Source organism: Pseudazoarcus sp. NS20 (genome assembly GCF_059703745.1).
The window spans coordinates 653,163-672,357 of record NZ_BAAKIY010000001.1 but is presented as its reverse complement, the minus strand read 5'-3'; the positions used below and the strand labels follow the sequence as shown (position 1 = coordinate 672,357).

Below are 19,195 nucleotides of genomic sequence, written 5' to 3'. Positions count from 1 at the left end.
GATGAAAGCATCGCTTCTGACGCTGGCCGCGGCGTTCGCGGCCACTCCGGCCTTGGCCCAGTTTGTCGTTCCTCCCTCGGTCGACCCCGGTGCGCTCCAGCAACAACGCATCGACGAAGCCGAACGGCAACGCCAGCTGGAACAGCTGCAACGCACGCCGATCACCAACCCGCTGGGTGATCAGGCGCCCGAAGCACCTGCGGTGCAGAGCGGCGAAGATCAGGGCCCGTTGTTCATGGTCCGGGAAATTCGCTTCACGCCGTCCGAAATCCTCTCGGCGCAGGAGTTGGCCGAGCTGGCGGCGCCGTATGAAGGCCGGCAGTTGCGCTTCGGCGATCTGCAGGAGTTGGTCCAGCGCATCAATGCGCTCTATCAGGCCAAGCGCGTAGTCACTGCCCAGGCCGTGTTGCCCGCGCAAGACGTGTCCGGCGGCGTGGTGGTGATCCGGCTGGTCGAGGGCCGACTGGGCGAGATCCGCCTTGACGGCAACGACTCGACCCGCCCGGGCTACATAACCGGCCGCCTTGCCCAGCAACCCGGTGACCTGGTCGACCTGCCGTTGCTTGAGCAAGACCTGATTCGCTTCAACCGCAGCAACGACGTGCAATTGCGTGCCGAACTTAAACCCGGCAACGCCTTCGCCACCACCGATCTGCTGCTCGCCGTGCAAGAGCCGCCGCGTCACGCCTTGCGCATGACCTACGACAACAGCGGTAGCGAAAGCACGGGGAAATGGCGTACCGGCCTGATGTACCAGAACCGCAGCCTGCTGGGCTTTCGTGACGAGCTGTCGCTGTCCGGCAGCCGCTCGGTCGGTCAGGAGAGCTACTCCGTTGGCTACAGCATTCCGGTCAACCATTCGGGCGGGCGCTTGAGCCTCACGCACTACAAGGATCGCATTGCCGTGAAACGAGGCGAACTGGCCTCGCTCGACCTCACCGGCCGCTCCGACGGCACGGTGCTGAACCTGCGTCAGCCCATCCACTTCGGCGAGCGTTCGCGCGTCGATATGGTGCTCGGCGCCAAGAAACGCAAGTCATCCAACTGGATCAGCGGCGTCTTTCTGCAGACCACCCGCACCAGCGACGCCAGCGCCGGCCTCGAATTTCAGTCGGCCGACGACAGCGGCTTCTGGTTGGGCAGCTACATCATCACGTCCGGTCGGGCCAAGGGCGCACCCCGCAACAATTACACGGTCGGCCGCGGCTCCCTGCGCCGCTTCCAGAATCTGGCCGATGGCTGGTCCCTGCGAGGCGGACTGAACGTGCAGCATTCGCCGAACCGTCTTGTGCCGTCCAGCGAGCAATTCATGATCGGCGGCGAGTACACCGTGCGTGGCTACCCCATGGGCAGCTACGCGGGCGACCGTGGTTTCGTCGCCAACCTCGAACTCCATCAGCCGGTGCAAACGCTGCACATCCAGCCCGGCGTTCCGCCGCTGTCGCTGTCGGGCTTCGTGTTTGCCGACCACGGCCAGGTTACGCCGTACCGCCCGCCCGGCTCGACGCTGTCGAAGCACGACCGGCTCGCAAGCGCCGGCTTCGGCGTCAATGCCTCGCTGGGTGAGCACATCTCTTCGCGGCTGACCTTCGGTTATGGTTTCAACCGCGTGGACAACGAATCGCGCCGTCACCAGGTGCACTTCCAACTGATGGCCAGCTTCTGACGCTGAGCCTTTGCAGCACAATCAAGGAGTATTCATGTCGCAACTGATGTTCTACGAGAACGTGACCCCGCTGAACCGCGAGAAGCATCGCGCGCTGCGCCTGAAGCAAACCGGTGGCGATTGCTCGTTCGCGAAAGAAGCCAGCTTCGTACCCCTGGCTGCCGTCGAATTCGCGCAAGCCTCCGCCACCTACCCGATCCTCTTCTCCGGCTCGGAGGGCGATCCGGCGCCGGTAGCGCTGCTGGGCCTGGCGCCGGCATCGAACCTGTTCGTGGATGACAAGGGCCAGTGGGCCGCTGGCACGTACGTACCGGCATTCGTCCGCCGCTACCCGTTCGTGTTGGCACGCACCTCCAGCGAAGGCGACTACACCGTCTGCATCGACGACAAATACGCCGGCTTCGGCAAGAAGGAAGGTGAAGCGCTGTTTGACGAAGAGGGCAAGGAAACCGGCCTGCTGAAGGATGCCATTGCCTTCCTGCAGGGTTTCCTCAAGGAAATGGAACGCACCGCGGCATTCACCAAGCGTCTCGAAGAGCTTGAGCTGCTGATCGCGCGTGACATGCAACTCACCGACGCTCAAGGGCGCAGCTTCCTGCTCAAGGGCTTTCGCATCATCGACGAGTCCAGACTGGCCGGCCTGAGCGACGAAACGGTGCTCGAGTTCCACCGCGCAGGGTACTGGCCGTGGGTATATGCGCACCTGCTCGCGCTTGGCAATCTCTCGCAACTGCAAAACCGGGTCGCCGCGCTGGCTTGATCCTCGGGCGCTGCTCTCACGCCGGTCGGGTATGATTGGTGTTTGAGCAGCGTCTTTTGCGAGATCAACATCATGGCCGGCCTCGATACCCATACCCCGATGCCCACCGGCATCACCGTGCATCGCCAGTCGAAAAAGCTCGAAATCGGCTTTGAAGACGGGCGCACCTTCCAGTTGCCCTTCGAATTCTTGCGCGTCTATTCGCCCTCTGCGGAAGTACGCGGCCACGGCCCCGGGCAGGAAGTCCTTCAGCTTGGCAAACGCGATGTCGACGTAACCGCCATCGACCCCGTCGGCAACTACGCCATCCGCCCGCGCTTTTCGGATGGTCACGACAGCGGCCTGTATTCGTGGGACTACCTCTATGAGTTGGGTATCCGCCATGACGAACTGTGGCAGGAATACCTCGACAAGCTCGACGAGGCCGGTGGCAGCCGTGACCCCGCAGCCCAGCCCCCTGCTGCCGGCGGCAGCTGTGGTTCAGGCGGATGCGGCTCGTCGGGTGGCGGTGGCTGCGGCTCGCACAAGCACTGAAGCCATGAGTGAACCCAACACACACTTCGGCTTCGAGACCGTAGCCGAAGGCGAAAAACGCCATAAGGTCGCCCAGGTGTTCTCGTCGGTGGCAAGCCGCTACGACGTCATGAACGATCTGATGTCGATGGGCCTGCACCGTCTATGGAAAACATTCGCCATCCAGCTTGCCGGTGTTCGTGAAGGCTCGCGTGTGCTTGATGTAGCCGGCGGCACCGCGGATCTGTCCCTCGCTTTCGCCAAGCGCGTCGGCAAGAGTGGCCAAGTGTGGCTGACCGATATCAACCACGCCATGTTGTCGGTCGGCCGGGACCGCGTCGTCGACAAGGGCTTGGTGCTGCCGGTTGCGCAGTGCGACGCCGAAAAACTGCCGTTTCCCTCGAACCATTTCGACTGCGTCACGGTGGCCTTCGGTCTGCGCAACATGACCCACAAGGATGTTGCGCTGGCCGAGATGACCCGCGTGCTGCGCCCTGGCGGTCGCCTGCTTGTGCTCGAGTTCTCCAAGGTCTGGAAGCCGCTCGCGCCGGTCTACGATTTCTATTCGTTCAAGATTCTCCCGTGGATGGGGGAGAAGGTGGCGAAGGACGCCGACAGCTACCGCTACCTCGCCGAATCCATCCGCATGCACCCAGGCCAGGACGAACTGAAGGCCATGATGGAACAAGCTGGCCTGAGTCGGGTCGACTACTACAACATGACCGGCGGCGTGGTCGCGTTGCACCGCGGTTTCAAGATTTGAGCAGCGCGCCCTCACGGCGCGCCACGACAGGCCGGCGAAGACCGGCACTTACAAGAGGAGCACACACTCACATGAAGCACCTTTTCATCACACTGATTGCAGCCGTATTCACGTTCGGCGTAATGGTGCCGGACGCTGAAGCGCGTCGCTTCGGCGGTGGCAGCAGCTTTGGCATGCAACGTCAGGCCGCTCCCCCGCAAGCGCCTCGCCAGGCCGCCAGCACACCTGCCCGTCAAGCACCAGCTGCAGCAGCCCCCTCGCGCTCGTGGTTGGGCCCCATTGCCGGTCTGGCTGCAGGGATCGGTCTGGTAGCCCTGTTCTCGCACCTCGGCCTGGGTGAAGGCTTCGCATCGTTCGTGATGCTGGCCTTGCTCGCCTTTGCCGGCATCATGTTGTTCCGCATGCTGACGCGTCGCTCTTCCGCCGGCAGCAACGCCAGCGCACAGAGCATGCAGTACGCCGGCAACGCGCCGGGCGCCTTTGGTGCGCCGGCATCCATGTCGGAAGTCGGCGGCGGCGCAACGGCGCCCAACGCGGCAGGCAACGACCTCCGCTCGGAACTCGATGAAGCCAGCTTCATGCGGCAGGCCAAGCTCAACTTCATCCGCCTGCAAACGGCCAACGATGAGGGCAACCTGGACGACATTCGCGAGTTCACGACGCCTGAGGTGTTCGCCGAAATCCGCATGCAACACAGCGATTTCCCGCCTGCTGCGGGCCAACGCACGGACGTGCTGGATCTGGACGGCGAGGTGCTTGAAGTGGCCGAGGAAGACGGTCGCTACATCGTCAGCGTTCGCTTCAACGGCTTGATCCGTGAAGAAAGCGGCGCAGCGCCGATTGCCTTCGACGAGATCTGGTATCTCGTGAAGGACAAGAGCGGCTCGCGCGGCTGGCTCATCGCCGGCGTTCAGCAGGCGCATTGATCTTCAACGGGTAAGCGGACACGCCATCGGCCATGAATCTCATCGCACAAGGCTTCTCCGCTACCGTCAATCACGTACTGGCCCGCTCGCCTTGGGCGACGGAGCGCTTCCAGGCGTTTGCGGGCCAGTCGTTTCGTATCGAAGCCTCGCCCCTCAAGCTCGATCTGACAATCGATGACCAGGGGCTGCTGACGAGCCTCGAGAACGACGCTGAACCAGCTGTGGTCTTGAGTCTTGCGCTGACCGAGCTGCCGTTGATGCTTGCCGGCGGAATGGACAAGCTGATGAACCGCGTGCGTATTTCGGGCAATGCCGAGTTCGCGGAAGTCATCGGGTTCGTTTTCCGCAACCTTTCATGGGACGTGGAAGACGATCTGGCCCGCGTGATCGGCGACATCCCGGCCCATCGCCTGGCGAGCGGCGCACGCGATCTTCACCAGGCACAGAGCCGCGCGCTCGAAGGCCTGACCGGCAATCTCTCCGAGTACCTGCGTGAAGAGAGTGGCTGGGTTCTTGCGCGCCCCGAGCACGATGCCTTCTCCCAAGAAGTCAGCCAATTGCGCGATCAGCTCGCGCGCCTCGAGAAACGCACTCAGCGCATCGGTGCAGGCACGATCGCAAAGAAGCCATACTCCAGAAAGCACTGAATACGGCCGAAGGGTAGGAGCAAACAAAAAGGGCAACCGCAAGCGGTTGCCCTTTTCATGATTTGCACCGATCTCAGTGACCGCGCTTTTTCATACGCTGGATCGCTGCGATCTGGGCGATTGCTTCCATCAGCTCGGCCTGAGCCTTGGCGTAATCGACTTGACCGGTACGGTTCTGCAATGCTTCTTCGGCAAGGCGCTTGGCTTCGACGGCTTTCGCTTCGTCGAGATCAGCGCCACGAATCGCCGTGTCAGCCAGCACGGTCACCAGACCCGGCTGAACCTCAAGCAGACCACCGGCAACGAAAATCAGCTCTTCGCCTTCCTGGTTCGGCAGCTTGACGCGGACCGCACCCGGACGGATGCGAGTCAGCAGGGGCATGTGACCCGGCAGGATGCCAAGCTCGCCATCTTCGCCAGGCAGGGCAACGAACTCCGCCAAACCGGAGAAGAGTTGCTCTTCAGCGCTGACGACGTCGACGTGAACAGTCATGGCCATGGGTTGTCCTTATGTTCCGGCAGTGCGGCGGGGGCTCCCCGCCGCATCGCACATCAGAGTTTCTTGGCTTTTTCCATGGCCTCTTCGATACTGCCGACCATGTAGAAAGCCTGCTCCGGCAGGTGATCGCACTCGCCGCTCACGATCATCTTGAAGCCCGCGATCGTGTCTTTCAGCGGCACGTACTTGCCCGGCGAACCGGTAAAGACTTCGGCCACGTGGAAGGGCTGCGACAGGAAGCGCTGGATTTTGCGCGCACGGCCAACGGCCAGCTTGTCTTCCGGCGACAGCTCGTCCATGCCCAGAATTGCGATGATGTCGCGCAGTTCCTTGTAGCGCTGCAGGGTCTGCTGAACCTGACGGGCAACGCCGTAATGCTCTTCGCCCACGACCAGCGGATCCAGCTGACGGCTGGTGGAATCGAGCGGATCGACGGCCGGGTAGATACCCAGAGCGGCGATGTCACGCGACAGCACGACGGTGGAGTCGAGGTGGAGGAAGGTGGTTGCCGGCGACGGGTCGGTCAAGTCATCCGCGGGAACATACACCGCCTGGATCGAGGTGATCGAGCCCACCTTGGTCGAGGTGATGCGCTCCTGCAGACGGCCCATTTCGTCAGCCAGCGTCGGCTGGTAGCCCACTGCCGAAGGCATACGGCCGAGCAGTGCGGATACTTCGGTACCGGCCAGCGTGTAGCGGTAGATGTTGTCGACGAAGAACAGGATGTCGCGGCCATCGTCACGGAAACGCTCGGCCATGGTCAGGCCGGTCAGCGCCACGCGCAGACGGTTGCCCGGGGGCTCGTTCATCTGACCGAACACCATCGCGACTTTGTCGAGAACGTTGGAGTCCTTCATCTCGTGGTAGAAGTCGTTGCCCTCACGGGTACGCTCGCCCACACCGGCAAACACCGACAGGCCCGAGTGCTGCTTGGCGATGTTGTTGATCAGTTCCATCATGTTGACGGTCTTGCCGACACCGGCGCCACCGAACAGGCCGACCTTGCCGCCCTTGGCGAACGGGCAGATCAGATCGATAACCTTGATGCCGGTTTCGAGCAATTCGACCGACGGGGACAGCTCGTCGAACTTCGGGGCCTTGGCGTGGATCGGGCGGCGCTCATCGGCCTGGATCTCGCCAGCTTCGTCGATCGGACGGCCGAGCACGTCCATGATGCGACCCAGCGTGCCTTCACCGACCGGCACCGAAATCTGGCTACCGGTGTCCGACACGGCCATGCCGCGGCGCAGACCGTCCGTGGAGCCGAGGGCAATGGTACGCACCACGCCGTCACCGATCTGCTGCTGCACTTCGAAGGTCAGGCCCGCTTCCACCACCGGGTTGCTGGTGTCTTCGAGCTTGAGCGCGTTGTAAACCTTGGGCATCGACTCGCGCGGGAACTGAATATCCACCACGGCGCCGATACACTGAACAATCGTACCTTGACTCATCGTCATTTCCTTAAAAGCAATATTCCGTTAGACCGCGGCTGCGCCGCCGACGATTTCCGACAGTTCCTTGGTGATCGCTGCCTGACGGGTCTTGTTGTAGACCAGTTGCAGTTCGCCGATCACGTTCTTGGCGTTGTCGGAGGCGGCCTTCATCGCCACCATCCGCGCACTCTGTTCGGACGCCATGTTCTCGACCACGCCCTGATAGATCAGGGTTTCGACGTAACGCAGCAAAAGCTCGTCGACCACCACTTCCGGCGCGGGCTCGTAGAGGTAATCCCACGAAGCTTCCGGCGTGCCGAGCTTGTCGCCGGTGACCGGCAGAAGCTGTTCCAGCACCGGCTCCTGCTTCATGGTGTTCACGAAGCGGGTGTATGCGATGAAGACGGTGTCGAGCTCCTCGTCACGGAACGCATCCAGCACGACCTTGATCGGGCCGATGATCTTGTCGAGGTGAGGCGTATCGCCGAGTTGAACGACGTGCGACACAACCTGCGCGCCGATTCGCTGCATGAAGCCGAAGCCCTTGTTGCCGATGCAGCACACCCGGATGTCGCTCGCGCCGCTGCCTTCCCACTCTTTCATCGCATTCACGACGATGCGCTGGATGTTGGTGTTCAAGCCACCACACAGCCCCTTGTCGGACGTCACGATGATCAGGCCGATCTTCTTGCCTTCGGCCTTGCGGACGACGAACGGGTGCGGATAGTCCGACACGCTCGCCTGCGACAGATTGGCGGCGAGCTGACGGATCTTCTCGGCGTAGGGGCGGGCCTGCCGCATCCGTTCCTGCGCCTTGCGCATTTTGGATGCAGCGACCATCTCCATCGCCTTGGTGATCTTGCGCGTGTTTTGCACGCTCTTGATCTTGGTCCGGATTTCCTTACCGCTTGCCATTTACGCCTCCCTCAGCGGTCTCAGGACCAGGTCTTCTTGAACGCTTCGATGGCTCCAGCGAGTTCCTTCTCACCGTCGGCGTCCAGCTCGGCCTTGGCCTGAATGGTGCTGTACAGCGCGGGGTGCTGAGCTTCAACGTACTTGTGCAGAGCCGTCTCGAGGGCGAGCACGCGGGACACTTCGACATCGTCGAAATAACCCTTGTTGATCGCGAACAGCGTGATGCCCAGCTTGGCAACCGACAGCGGAGCGAACTGCGCCTGCTTCATCAGTTCGGTCACGCGGCGACCGCGCTCAAGCTGACGACGGGTGGCCGCGTCCAGATCCGAAGCAAACTGCGCGAAGGCCGCCAGTTCGCGGTACTGCGCCAAGTCGGTACGGATACCGCCGGAGAGCTTCTTGACCACTTTGGTCTGAGCAGCACCACCGACGCGCGACACCGAGATACCGGCGTTGATGGCGGGGCGGACACCGGCGTTGAACAGGTCGGTTTCCAGGAAGATCTGGCCGTCGGTGATCGAGATCACGTTGGTCGGCACGAAGGCGGAAACGTCGCCTGCCTGCGTTTCGATGATCGGCAGTGCGGTCAGCGAACCGGTCTTGCCTTTGACTTCACCGTTGGTGAACTTCTCGACGTAGTCGGCGTTCACGCGGGCAGCACGCTCAAGCAGGCGGGAGTGCAGGTAGAACACGTCACCCGGATAGGCTTCGCGGCCCGGCGGACGGCGCAGCAGCAGGGAGATCTGACGATACGCCCAGGCTTGCTTGGTCAGATCGTCATAAACGATCAGCGCGTCCTGACCACGGTCACGGAAGTACTCGCCCATGGTGCAGCCGGCGTAGGCCGACAGGTACTGCATGGCGGCAGATTCGGAAGCCGAAGCCGCAACGATGATGGTGTATTCCAGAGCGCCGTGCTCTTCGAGCTGGCGGACCACGTTGGCAATGGTCGAGGCTTTCTGACCGATCGCAACGTAGACGCAGAGCATGTTCTGCCCTTTCTGGTTGATGATCGCATCGACGGCAACAGCGGTCTTGCCGGTCTGGCGGTCACCAATGATCAACTCGCGCTGACCACGGCCGATCGGCACCATCGAGTCGATGGCTTTCACACCGGTCTGGACCGGCTGCGAAACGCCTTCACGAGCGATAACGCCGGGAGCGACCTTCTCGATCTTGTCGGTGATCTTGGCGTTGATCGGGCCTTTGCCGTCGATCGGCTGACCCAGCGCGTTCACGACGCGGCCGAGCAGTTCCGGACCGACCGGCACTTCCAGGATGCGGCCGGTGGCCTTGACCGTGGAGCCTTCGGAGATGTGCTCGTAGTCGCCCAGGATGACGGCGCCGACGGAGTCGCGCTCGAGGTTCAGCGCGAGGCCGAAAGTGTTGCCCGGGAACTCCAGCATCTCGCCCTGCATGACGTCGGCGAGACCGTGGATGCGGGTGATGCCGTCAGTAACCGAAACCACGGTGCCTTCGCTGCGCGACGATGCGCCAAGCTGCAGGTCCTGGATCCGGCTCTTGATCAGCTCACTGATTTCAGAGGGGTTGAGTTGCATTTTGCGATAACTCCTAGTTCTTGAGCGCAGCGGCCATGTTCGCGAGCTTGCCGCGAACCGAGGTGTCGATGACGTCGTCGCCAACGGCAATCCGGACACCACCGATGAGCTCGGGGTCCAGACGCACGGAGACGTTCAGCTTGGCCTTGAAATGAGCCTCGAGATCTTTCTTGAGGTTGGCCAGCGTTGCGTCGTCGATGGGGAAAGCCGAGCTGACGTCGGCTTCCAGCACACCTTCGTGTTTGTTTTTCTTTGCAACGAACAGGTCGCGGATTTCCGGCAGTACCTGCAGACGATCGTTCTCGATGAGGATGCGAACGAAGTTCTGCTGATCGGCGGAGAGGCCCTCTCCCGCGACACCCGTCAGCAGGGAGTACACCTTGTCGTCCGTGAGAGCCGGATTACGGGTGGCCTCCTTGATCGTCGCGTCGGAAACGATAGCGGCAAGGCTGTCCAGGGCGTCCGACCATGCCCCAAGCGCCTGGCTCCCCTTCGCCTGCTCGAACGCGGCGTCAGCATAGGGGCGCGCGATGGTGAGGTTCTCGGCCATGACTTATTGCAGTTCCTGTTTCAGATTGGCGAGCAGATCGCTGTGTGCCTTGGCGTCAATCTCGCGACGCAGGATGCGCTCGGCGCCGGACACTGCCAGCGTAGCGACCTCATCACGCAATTGCTCTTTGGCACGCTGCATGGCGTTGGCGGCTTCGGTTTCGGCAGCGGCACGCGCTGCCTCGACGATGCGGCTGGCTTCAGCACGGGCATCTTCAAGGAACTTGGCAGCCTGCTTGTCCGCGGCGGCGCGCACGTCGCCGGCGGATTCACGGGCTTTCTTCAGTTCTTCAACGACCTTCTTTTCGGTCAGCGCCAGATCTGATTTGGCCTTGTCCGCAGCTGCCAGCCCGTCAGCGATCTTCGCTGCGCGCTCGTCAAGTGCCTTCATGATCGGCGGCCACACGAATTTCATCGTGAACCACGCGAGGATGAAGAACACAATGATCTGGGCGATCAGAGTTGCGTTCAAATTCACTGTCTTAGGCCCTCTTTTTGTTGGAGGTCAGACGACTTAGGCGACGAACGGGTTGGCGAAAGCGAACATCATCGCGATACCGACACCGATCAGGAATGCAGCGTCGATCAGACCAGCCAGCAGGAACATTTTGGTTTGCAGGGCGTTCATCAGTTCAGGCTGACGAGCCGATGCTTCGAGGTACTTGCTACCCATGATGGCGATACCGAGGCAGGCGCCGATAGCACCCAGACCAACGATCAGACCAGCGGACAGCGCGACGAGACCCAGAGTAAATTCCATGACAACTCCCTAATGTGTAGAACAACCAAGAAAAGAAGAAAAACGGTTTAGTGACCTTCGTGTGCCTGACCGATATACACCAGGGTCAGCATCATGAAGATGAAGGCCTGAAGCACGATGATCAGTACGTGGAAGATCGCCCAGATCGAGCCGGCGATGATGTGTCCGAAGAAGCCGAACACGGTCGCGGTGCCACCAAGCAGCGCGATCAGGACGAAGAGCAGCTCGCCGGCAAACAGGTTGCCGAACAGACGCAAGCCATGCGAGACGGTTTTGGCGAAGAACTCGATCATCTGCATGACGAAGTTCACCGGCCACAGCAGCGGGTGGTTGCCGAACGGAGCCGAAACCAGCTCGTGAATCCAGCCACCGACACCCTTGATCTTGAGGTTGTAGTAGAAGCACATCAGCAACACGGCGATGGCCAGACCCACCGGCACGTTAACGTCGGCAGTCGGCACGACGCGCATGTAGGCGTCACCGGCATTCTCGACAAAGCCCAGCGCAACCATCGAGTGACCCCAGGCCATCGGGATCAGATCCACCGGGATCAAATCCATGAAGTTCATCAGGAAGATCCAGACGAACACGGTGAGTGCCATCGGTGCCACGAACTTGCGCGATTCGGCGCTGTGAATGATGTCCTTTGCCTGGGTGTCGACCATTTCGACCATCATTTCGATGAAACCCTGGAAGCGGCCCGGCACACCCGAAGTGGCAGCGCGCGCGGCACGCCACAGAATGAACACCGTCAGCATGCCCAACATCAGCGCCCAGAACACCGAATCAAGGTTGATCAGCGTCCAGTCGATGATGTCCTTTTGCCCATGCCCGGTCTGGTTCAGGTTGGTGAGGTGATGAACAACATACTCTTTTGCGGTCGGTTCGTACGCTGTGGCCATTTTTAAGTCTTCACCAAAAATCCAAACAAATTCGCTTTGAGCACCAGAATCAAGCCGACAAAGAGCCCACCCCAATGGAGGTCTTCGTACAAGGCACGAATCAGCACCAGTAATCCTACGATCGCCGCGAGCTTGATCAGCTCGCCAACGAGAAACGTGCTGGCCGGGGGTGACCCCAACCGCCGCGCCACAAGCGCCAGACGGAGAGCAAACAATCCGTTCGGCACCGTGCATGCAAGCCCGGCAAGAGCTGCGGAAACTGCGCCATGAACCCCGAAAAAAACGGCCGCCAGGGCCGTCGCAACAAGGGTCGCGCACATCTGCAGAAAAACGACTTTCAGCATGGACGCTGCCTTTTCTCCCCCCCTTGGGGGCGCCGACGGCTTTTTGTCCCCGCTTGCGGGTGCCGGCGACTGAAAATCCGGGCAATGGTAGGGGTTAACCTCAATCAAGTCAAACCCGTTCCGCCCCCCATATCGATGCCCGCCGAAGGCCCGTGTGTGTTTGCACGCGGCCCGGATGCCCGGCAGACTGCTGCTTTCGCTTTGTCGGGGAAGCACTGAATGATCCGCACCTCCCGCGCCGGCCGCCGCGAGATTTTCGGCTGGGGCATGTTCGACTTCGCGAACCAGGCGTATACGCTGCTGATCATCACGGTGATCTTCGGTGATCTATATACGCGGGTGGTGGTGGGCGACGCCCCCGACTATCGGCTCGGCAACCTGTTGTGGAGCCTGGCGCTGTCGTTGTCCTACCTGCTGGTGGTGCTCACGGCGCCGCTGTTCGGCACCATCATGGACCACGCCCGCGCCAAGAAGCGGCTGCTGTTCATCAGTTACGTGGCCACCGTCGTCACCACCGCGATGCTCTACTTCGTGGCACCCGGCTGGATCTGGCTCGGCTTTGCGCTGATCGTTTTCTCCAATGCCGCATATTCGATCGGCGAATCCTTCATTGCCAGCTTCCTGCCCTTTCTCGGCCGCCCCGGCGAGCTTGGCAAGGTTTCGGGCTTCGGCTGGGCGCTGGGTTACGCCGGCGGCTTGGTGGCAGCCATCTTCGCGCTGCTGTTTCTGGGCGAGGTGAGCCGCGAGAATTTCGACACCATCCGCTGGGTCGGGCCATTCGCGGCGGCATTCTTTCTGGCCGCGGCGATTCCCACCTTCCTGTGGCTGCGCGAGCCCGACATCGGCACGCGCCGCCCGTTGACCGGCGGCGTGCTTGCCGCAGGCTACGGCCGCCTGCGCGAAACGCTGCGCACGGCCGCGCAGTACCCCGACTTGCGGCGGGTGTTCATTTCGATCCTGTTCGCGATGGCCGGCGTGTATGTGATCGTGGCCTTTTCGTTCATCTATGGCGCCCAGATCATCGGCTGGAGCGAAAGCACACGCACGCTGATGTTCATCGTGGTGCAGCTCACCGCGCTGGGTGGCGCACTGGTGTTCGGCTGGCTGCAGGATCACCTCGGCGGCAAGCCGACTTACGCCATGACACTTTTACTGTGGATCGCCGCCATTCTGGCGATCTACTTCGTGGCCGAAATCACCGACGTGATCAATGCCGTGCTGGGTACCGCGCTGCTGACCGAGCAGGTGTTCCTGTTCGCGGGCCTGCTGTCGGGGCTGAGCCTGGGTTCGAGCCAGTCGGTGGGACGCGCGCTGGTCGGCGCCTTCGCACCGGCAGAGCGTGCCGCCGAGTTGTTCGGTTTCTGGGGCTTGTTCTCGAAGCTCGCTGCAATCTTCGGGATCGTCGGGGTGGGCCTGCTGCAGCTTGTACTCGGGCTGCAGGGGGCGGTGCTGTTCTGCATCGTGCTGTTCGTCGCGGCCCTGATTCCGCTGGCCGGCGTCGATGAAGCGCGCGGCGTGACCGCCGCGCGGCACCAAGACTGAGAGCCTTATTTCAGGCGGCCGAGCAGGCCGTCGAGTTGATCGAGGTCGCCAAAGCGGATCGACAGCTCACCGGCGCCCTTGCGGTTGGCGCGAATCTTCACGGTCGCGCCGAGGGTATCGGCGAGTTCTTCCTGCAGACGCAGCAGGTCACGATCCAGCGCGGCAGCAGCCTTCTGAGCGCGCGGGTTGAGCAGGCGATACACCATTTGCTCGGTCTCGCGCACCGAGTAGCCGCGTGCGGCCACCTGGTTGGCGACCTGAATCTGGCTGGCCTCATCCAACGGCAACAAGGCGCGCGCGTGCCCCATGTCGATGTCGCCCGCCATCAGCAGCTCCTGCACTTGCGCCGCGAGGTTCATCAGGCGCAGCAGATTGGACGCCGCCGAGCGCGAGCGCCCCACCGCATCGGCAGCCTGCTGGTGCGTCATGCCGAATTCATCCACCAGACGCTGGATGCCGGCCGCCTCTTCGAGCGGGTTGAGGTCTTCGCGCTGGATGTTCTCGATGAGCGACATCGCCAGCGCAGCTTCGTCGGGAATCTCGCGCACCAGGCACGGCACGTATTCCAGCTCGGCCAGACGCGAAGCGCGCCAGCGCCGCTCGCCAGCGATGATCTCGTAGCGGTCCGGCCCGACCGGGCGCACCAGAATCGGCTGCATCAACCCCTGGGCACGGATCGACGCAGCCAGCTCGTCGAGCGAGCCGGGGTCCATGCGCGTGCGCGGCTGGTACTTGCCGGGTTGCAGGCGGTCGATGGCCAGCGTCTGCAACTCGCCTTTTTCTTCGTCTCGGTTACCCGCCAGCAGGGCATCCAGCCCGCGGCCCAGGCCTTTCGGTTTCGGTGGGGTCATGCGTGTGTCCGGAGATATGCAGGGAAGCGCTTCACAGCGTCTTCACCCGTTCGATCATTTCCTGTGCGAAAGCCATGTAAGCCTGCGCGCCCTTGGCACTGCGGTCGAAAAGCACACCGGGAATGCCGTGGCTCGGCGCCTCGGCCAGTCGCACGTTACGCGGCACGATGGCTTTGAAGACCTTGTCGCCGAAGTGCCCTTCGAGCTGGTCGGAAACCTGCTGCTGCAGCGTCATGCGGGAATCGTACATGACGCGCAGCAGGCCGATGATCTTGAGATCGCGGTTGAGGTTGGCGTGCACCTTCTTGATGCTGTTCACCAGATCGGTCAGCCCTTCCAGCGCGTAATACTCGCACTGCATCGGGATGATCACGCCGTGCGCCGTGCACAAGCCGTTGAGCGTGAGCATCGACAGCGAAGGCGGGCAGTCGATGAGAACAAAGTCGTAGGTGTCGAGATAGGGCGCCAGCAAATCGCGCAGACGCGTTTCGCGGCGTTCAAGATCCACCATCTCGACTTCGGCACCGGCCAGATCGCGGTTGGCGGGCAGCACGTCGAAGCCGCCGGTGGGCGAGGTCACGCGCACCTCGGGCAAGGCCGCGATGCCGACCAGCGCGTGGTAGATGGAGTGGCCGAGGCTGCGCTTTTCGATGCCACTGCCCATCGTCGCATTGCCCTGCGGATCGAGGTCGATCAACAAGGTGCGCTGGCCGGCCTCGTGTAGCGCAGCCGCGAGGTTCACGCACGTGGTGGTCTTGCCGACGCCACCTTTCTGGTTGGCGACGCAGAAGATTCTTGCCATCAGTCCCGTTCCAGGATGATCAGATGCCGTTCCGCGTCCAGCCCCGGCACCGTCAACGGCACGCTTTCAACGAGGCGCACGCCCGCAGGCAAGGACGCGAGTTCGTCCCGAGGATACACGCCTTTCATCGCCAGGAAACGCCCGCCCGCGCCGAGCAGATGACGGGTGAGTTGCACGAAATCGGCAATATCGGAAAAGGCGCGTGAAATCACTGCGTCGAACGGCGCATCCGGCGTCACATCCTCCACACGGGCGTGCACCGGCGTGAAGTTGCCAAGCTGCAGCTCGATGCGCGCCTGCTGCTGGAAGCTGGATTTCTTGCCCACCGTCTCGACCGAAGTGATCGCCAGGTCCGGCCGCGCGATGGCCAGCGGAATGCCCGGCAGCCCGCCGCCGGAGCCGATGTCGGCCAAGCGCGCAACGCCCGCCAGATGCGGCAGCACCACCAGCGAATCGAGCAGATGGTGAGTGATGGCCTGCTCGGGCGAGCGGATGGCCGTAAGGTTGTAGACGCGGTTCCATTTGCCGAGCAGCGCAGCGAAGGCCAACAGCCGCGTGCGCGCCTCAGGGGGCAGATCGAATCCGAGTTCCGCGAGGCCGCGGTCGAGCAGGGCGGACTCGCTCATGCGCTCTTTTGCTGTGCCGAATCGGCCGCTTGCTGCAAGTCGTTGCGCTTGAGCCATACCAGCAGCAGCGAAACCGCCGCCGGCGTCACGCCCTGGATGCGACCCGCCTGCCCAATGGTTTCAGGGCGGTGCTGGGTAAGCTTCTGCTGCACTTCCTTGGACAGGCCGCGCACGGTGGAATAGTCGATATCGGCCGGCAACCGCCTGGATTCGGCCTGCAGTTGGCGCGCCACTTCGTCTTGCTGGCGATCGATGTAGCCCTGGTACTTGGCGGCGATCTCGACCTGCTCGACCACCGCCGGGTCGATGTCGACGGCTTCCGGTGCGCTCGGCAGCGTCATCAGGCCGGCGTAGGTGGCTTCGGGGCGGCGCAGCAGTTCGAAAAAACGGTATTCGCGTTCCAGCGCCTTGCCGAGCACACGCTCGGCGTCGGCAGCAGGGATGCTCGCAGGATGCGCCCAAGCGGCCTTCAAACGCGCGGTTTCGCGCTCGATGGCGTCACGTTTGCGGCAGAAGGCATCCCAACGCGCGTCGCTCACCAGACCCAGCTCGCGGCCCTTCTCGGTCAGGCGCAGGTCAGCGTTGTCTTCGCGCAGCTGCAGGCGGTACTCGGCGCGCGAAGTAAACATGCGGTAGGGCTCGGACACACCGCGCGTGATCAGGTCGTCCACCAGCACGCCCAGATAGGCCTCGTCGCGGCGCGGGCACCAAGCCTCGCGGCCCTGCACCTGCAGCGCGGCGTTGGCGCCGGCCAGCAGACCCTGCGCGGCGGCCTCTTCGTAACCTGTAGTGCCGTTGATCTGGCCGGCGAAGAACAGGCCGTTGAAGCTCTTGGTTTCCAGGCTGGACTTGAGGTTGCGCGGGTCGAAGTAGTCGTACTCGATGGCGTAGCCGGGGCGCAGGATGTGCGCGTTCTCCATGCCGTGGATCGAGCGCACCACCGCCAGCTGCACATCGAAGGGCAGTGACGTGGAGATCCCGTTGGGGTAGATCTCGTGCGTATCCAAGCCTTCGGGCTCGAGAAAGACGTTGTGGCTGTCCTTGTCGGCGAAGCGGTGGATCTTGTCTTCGATGGAGGGGCAGTAGCGCGGGCCGACGCCCTCGATCACGCCGGAATACATCGGCGAGCGGTCGAGGTTGGCGGCGATGATCTGGTGCGTGCGCTCGTTGGTGTGCGTGATCCAGCACGGCAATTGGCGCGGATGCTGAGCAGCATTACCCAAGAAGCTGAATACCGGCACCGGATCGTCACCGGGCTGCTCCTGCATCACCGCGAAGTCGATGCTACGCGCGTCGAGCCGCGGCGGCGTGCCGGTCTTGAGGCGCCCTTGCGGCAGCTGCATTTCCTTCAGGCGCTGGCCCAGCGAGATGGCCGGCGGGTCACCCGCTCGGCCACCGACGTGGTTCTGCAGACCGACGTGGATCAGGCCGTTCAAGAAGGTGCCGGCGGTCAGCACCACTGCGCGGGCCTCGAAACGCAGGCCGATCTGCGTCACCACGCCAGTAACGCGCTCACCTTCCACCGTGATGTCGTCCACGGCCTGCTGGAACAGCGTCAGATTGGGCTGGTTTTCCAGCCGGCGGCGGATCGCCGCCTTGTACAGCACGCGGTCGGCCTGCGCGCGGGTGGCGCGAACGGCGGGGCCCTTGGAGGCGTTGAGGATGCGGAACTGGATGCCGCCTTCGTCGGTGGCTTCGGCCATGGCGCCGCCGAGGGCGTCCACTTCCTTGACCAGATGGCCCTTGCCGATGCCGCCGATGGAGGGATTGCAGCTCATCTGCCCCAACGTTTCGATGTTGTGCGTGAGCAGCAGCGTCCTGGCGCCCATGCGCGCAGACGCAAGCGCGGCCTCGGTGCCGGCATGGCCACCCCCAACAACAATCACATCGAAAGACTCTGGATATCGCATGGCGCACCCCGGCGCGTTGAATTCGGCGAAGCGCGCGATTCTACGCTTGCAGCGTGCAAAAGCCTAGGCTCGCCCTAGCGAAAATCATGTTCAAACAGTTACTTGCATCGCAACCCGATTCGCGCGGGAAACAAGGTGGAGCGTTTCCAAGCGCTCGACACGACCACCAACGGGCCGGGCCGAAAGCAAAACAGCCGGCGCTTGGCCGGCTGTCTGGCAAAACCGAGAGGTACCCCGCTTATTCGCGGATCGGCGCAACGCGCTCGACACGCGGCGAATACAGGCGCTCTTCCGGACGCACCGACAGGTCGATCTCTTCGCCCCCGGCGTCTTCAGGATCGATGCCCGGCGGCGGCGTCTGCGGCTGGAACTGGATGGCCTGGGCCGCGATGGGCACTTCAACAGGCGGCGGCGCGGGGCGCAGCACGTTCTGGTACACCACGAACATCACCGCCGTGAGCAGGAAGAAGTGATTCAGCAGCTTCAGGCGGCGTTTGCGCAGATCGATTTGTTTCGGCTGGGTTTTCATACTGCAAACCTCATGGCGGGCAATGGATGCAATTGTACGTCCGACGCGTGGAGACTCGGCAAGTTCCTTGCCTCAGTACAAGCTGTCGCGCATACGCTGCGGCTGGGCGCGGTCGTAGGCCTCGGCGTCCACCGACGGGCCGGTCAGCGCTGCGTGAATGCAGCCGGCGCTGGGCACGCGGGACTTCACCTCGGGGTCGGGCGGGCCCCACAAGCCGGAGCGCAGCATGGCGCGGGCGCACTGGAAGTAGATGCGCTCGACCTTGATCACCAGCACGCAACGCGGCGGCTTACCCGCTACGGCGAAGCGCTCGAGCAGCGCCGGCTCCACCGAGATGCGCGCCTGACCATTCACGCGCAGCGTCTCGCCCACGCCGGGGATGAGGAAGAGCAGCGAGATGCGCGGGTCCCCGACTAGATTGCGCAGGCTGTCCACGCGGTTGTTGCCGCGGCGTTCGGGCAGCAGTAGCGTGCGTTCGTCCTCCACTGCGACGAAGCCGGCCGGGTCGCCGCGCGGGGACACGTCCAGCCCGTCCGGCCCCGAGGTGGCCAGCACCACGAAGGGGGAGGCTTCGATCATCTGCCGGTACAGCGGGTGGATGTAGTCGATTTCCTTGTTCAACGAGGGCGCGGCGGCGTCGCCGAACAGTGCGTCGAGCTCGGCGGCGGTGGTGAGGATGTGCGGGTCGGCGGTCATGGC

General features: G+C 62.9%; 22 protein-coding genes. 7 read left to right on the top strand and 15 right to left on the bottom strand.

Features of this window, described 5'->3' with window-relative positions; all coding sequences use genetic code 11:
* Position 1: 1 nt before the first annotated feature.
* The 6 genes from AC6H0W_RS03255 (at position 2) to AC6H0W_RS03230 (ending at position 5,275) form a co-directional block, all read left to right on the top strand.
* A complete protein-coding gene (locus tag AC6H0W_RS03255) occupies positions 2-1,666 on the top strand; it encodes a ShlB/FhaC/HecB family hemolysin secretion/activation protein (RefSeq protein ID WP_497575681.1) in 1,665 nt (554 codons plus the stop codon).
* Positions 1,667-1,700: 34 nt separating this feature from the next.
* Entirely contained in the window at positions 1,701-2,426 is a 726-nt protein-coding gene (locus AC6H0W_RS03250; protein ID WP_497575680.1) for a SapC family protein, read from the top strand.
* Between the two features lie 72 nt (positions 2,427-2,498).
* A complete protein-coding gene (locus AC6H0W_RS03245) occupies positions 2,499-2,960 on the top strand; it encodes a gamma-butyrobetaine hydroxylase family protein (protein WP_497576184.1) in 462 nt (153 codons plus the stop codon).
* A gap of 4 nt (positions 2,961-2,964) precedes the next feature.
* On the top strand, positions 2,965-3,702 hold the full coding sequence (ubiE, locus tag AC6H0W_RS03240; RefSeq protein WP_497575679.1) for a bifunctional demethylmenaquinone methyltransferase/2-methoxy-6-polyprenyl-1,4-benzoquinol methylase UbiE: 738 nt from the start codon (positions 2,965-2,967) through the stop codon (positions 3,700-3,702).
* 71 nt (positions 3,703-3,773) lie between these two features.
* The gene (locus tag AC6H0W_RS03235) at positions 3,774-4,628 is read left to right on the top strand and encodes a Tim44 domain-containing protein (protein ID WP_497575678.1); all 855 of its coding nucleotides are present in this window, start codon (positions 3,774-3,776) and stop codon (positions 4,626-4,628) included.
* 32 nt (positions 4,629-4,660) lie between these two features.
* Positions 4,661-5,275: a ubiquinone biosynthesis accessory factor UbiJ gene (locus AC6H0W_RS03230; RefSeq protein ID WP_497575677.1), complete on the top strand. Its 615-nt coding sequence runs from the start codon at positions 4,661-4,663 to the stop codon at positions 5,273-5,275.
* Positions 5,276-5,348: 73 nt separating this feature from the next.
* Here AC6H0W_RS03230 and AC6H0W_RS03225 read toward each other — a convergent pair whose 3' ends face one another.
* The 9 genes from AC6H0W_RS03225 to AC6H0W_RS03185 are packed head-to-tail and all read right to left on the bottom strand — an operon-like array spanning position 5,349 to position 12,236.
* Positions 5,349-5,774 carry a F0F1 ATP synthase subunit epsilon gene (locus AC6H0W_RS03225; protein ID WP_497575676.1) on the bottom strand — a complete coding sequence of 142 codons (426 nt, stop codon included), beginning with the start codon at positions 5,772-5,774 and terminating at the stop codon, positions 5,349-5,351.
* A 53-nt stretch (positions 5,775-5,827) separates the two neighbouring features.
* The gene (gene atpD / locus AC6H0W_RS03220; protein WP_497575675.1) at positions 5,828-7,225 is read right to left on the bottom strand and encodes a F0F1 ATP synthase subunit beta; all 1,398 of its coding nucleotides are present in this window, start codon (positions 7,223-7,225) and stop codon (positions 5,828-5,830) included.
* A 27-nt stretch (positions 7,226-7,252) separates the two neighbouring features.
* Positions 7,253-8,122, bottom strand: a complete 870-nt coding sequence (gene atpG / locus AC6H0W_RS03215; RefSeq protein WP_497575674.1) for a F0F1 ATP synthase subunit gamma — start codon at positions 8,120-8,122, stop codon at positions 7,253-7,255.
* Between the two features lie 20 nt (positions 8,123-8,142).
* Positions 8,143-9,681: a F0F1 ATP synthase subunit alpha gene (gene atpA, locus AC6H0W_RS03210; protein ID WP_497575673.1), complete on the bottom strand. Its 1,539-nt coding sequence runs from the start codon at positions 9,679-9,681 to the stop codon at positions 8,143-8,145.
* Positions 9,682-9,694: 13 nt separating this feature from the next.
* Positions 9,695-10,231, bottom strand: a complete 537-nt coding sequence (locus AC6H0W_RS03205) for a F0F1 ATP synthase subunit delta (protein WP_497575672.1) — start codon at positions 10,229-10,231, stop codon at positions 9,695-9,697.
* Between the two features lie 3 nt (positions 10,232-10,234).
* The gene (locus tag AC6H0W_RS03200; RefSeq protein WP_497575671.1) at positions 10,235-10,708 is read right to left on the bottom strand and encodes a F0F1 ATP synthase subunit B; all 474 of its coding nucleotides are present in this window, start codon (positions 10,706-10,708) and stop codon (positions 10,235-10,237) included.
* Positions 10,709-10,744: 36 nt separating this feature from the next.
* On the bottom strand, positions 10,745-10,990 hold the full coding sequence (gene atpE, locus AC6H0W_RS03195) for a F0F1 ATP synthase subunit C (RefSeq protein ID WP_497575670.1): 246 nt from the start codon (positions 10,988-10,990) through the stop codon (positions 10,745-10,747).
* Between the two features lie 47 nt (positions 10,991-11,037).
* A complete protein-coding gene (gene atpB, locus AC6H0W_RS03190; protein WP_497575669.1) occupies positions 11,038-11,892 on the bottom strand; it encodes a F0F1 ATP synthase subunit A in 855 nt (284 codons plus the stop codon).
* A 2-nt stretch (positions 11,893-11,894) separates the two neighbouring features.
* The gene (locus AC6H0W_RS03185) at positions 11,895-12,236 is read right to left on the bottom strand and encodes an ATP synthase subunit I (protein WP_497575668.1); all 342 of its coding nucleotides are present in this window, start codon (positions 12,234-12,236) and stop codon (positions 11,895-11,897) included.
* A 219-nt stretch (positions 12,237-12,455) separates the two neighbouring features.
* Between AC6H0W_RS03185 and AC6H0W_RS03180 the strand changes: the two genes are divergently transcribed.
* Complete coding sequence (locus AC6H0W_RS03180; RefSeq protein ID WP_497575667.1) at positions 12,456-13,778, top strand: MFS transporter; 1,323 nt, start codon at positions 12,456-12,458, stop codon at positions 13,776-13,778.
* 5 nt (positions 13,779-13,783) lie between these two features.
* On the opposite strand, the gene AC6H0W_RS03175 is transcribed toward AC6H0W_RS03180, so the two are convergent.
* The 6 genes from AC6H0W_RS03175 to AC6H0W_RS03150 all read right to left on the bottom strand — a co-directional run bounded on the left by AC6H0W_RS03175 (position 13,784) and on the right by AC6H0W_RS03150 (position 19,192).
* Positions 13,784-14,629, bottom strand: a complete 846-nt coding sequence (locus AC6H0W_RS03175) for a ParB/RepB/Spo0J family partition protein (RefSeq protein ID WP_497575666.1) — start codon at positions 14,627-14,629, stop codon at positions 13,784-13,786.
* 31 nt (positions 14,630-14,660) lie between these two features.
* Positions 14,661-15,431: a ParA family protein gene (locus AC6H0W_RS03170; protein ID WP_497575665.1), complete on the bottom strand. Its 771-nt coding sequence runs from the start codon at positions 15,429-15,431 to the stop codon at positions 14,661-14,663.
* Positions 15,431-16,057 (bottom strand): 16S rRNA (guanine(527)-N(7))-methyltransferase RsmG, encoded by a 627-nt coding sequence (gene rsmG / locus AC6H0W_RS03165; protein ID WP_497575664.1) that lies wholly within the window; start codon positions 16,055-16,057, stop codon positions 15,431-15,433. The genes AC6H0W_RS03170 and rsmG overlap by 1 nt, the downstream gene beginning before the upstream one ends.
* The gene (gene mnmG, locus AC6H0W_RS03160; protein WP_497575663.1) at positions 16,054-17,967 is read right to left on the bottom strand and encodes a tRNA uridine-5-carboxymethylaminomethyl(34) synthesis enzyme MnmG; all 1,914 of its coding nucleotides are present in this window, start codon (positions 17,965-17,967) and stop codon (positions 16,054-16,056) included. Before mnmG ends, rsmG begins: the two co-directional genes overlap by 4 nt.
* A gap of 238 nt (positions 17,968-18,205) precedes the next feature.
* Entirely contained in the window at positions 18,206-18,496 is a 291-nt protein-coding gene (locus AC6H0W_RS03155) for a hypothetical protein (RefSeq protein ID WP_497575662.1), read from the bottom strand.
* A 72-nt stretch (positions 18,497-18,568) separates the two neighbouring features.
* Positions 18,569-19,192, bottom strand: coding sequence for a pyridoxamine 5'-phosphate oxidase family protein (locus tag AC6H0W_RS03150; RefSeq protein ID WP_497575661.1), 624 nt, complete (start codon positions 19,190-19,192; stop codon positions 18,569-18,571).
* Positions 19,193-19,195 lie beyond the last annotated feature (3 nt).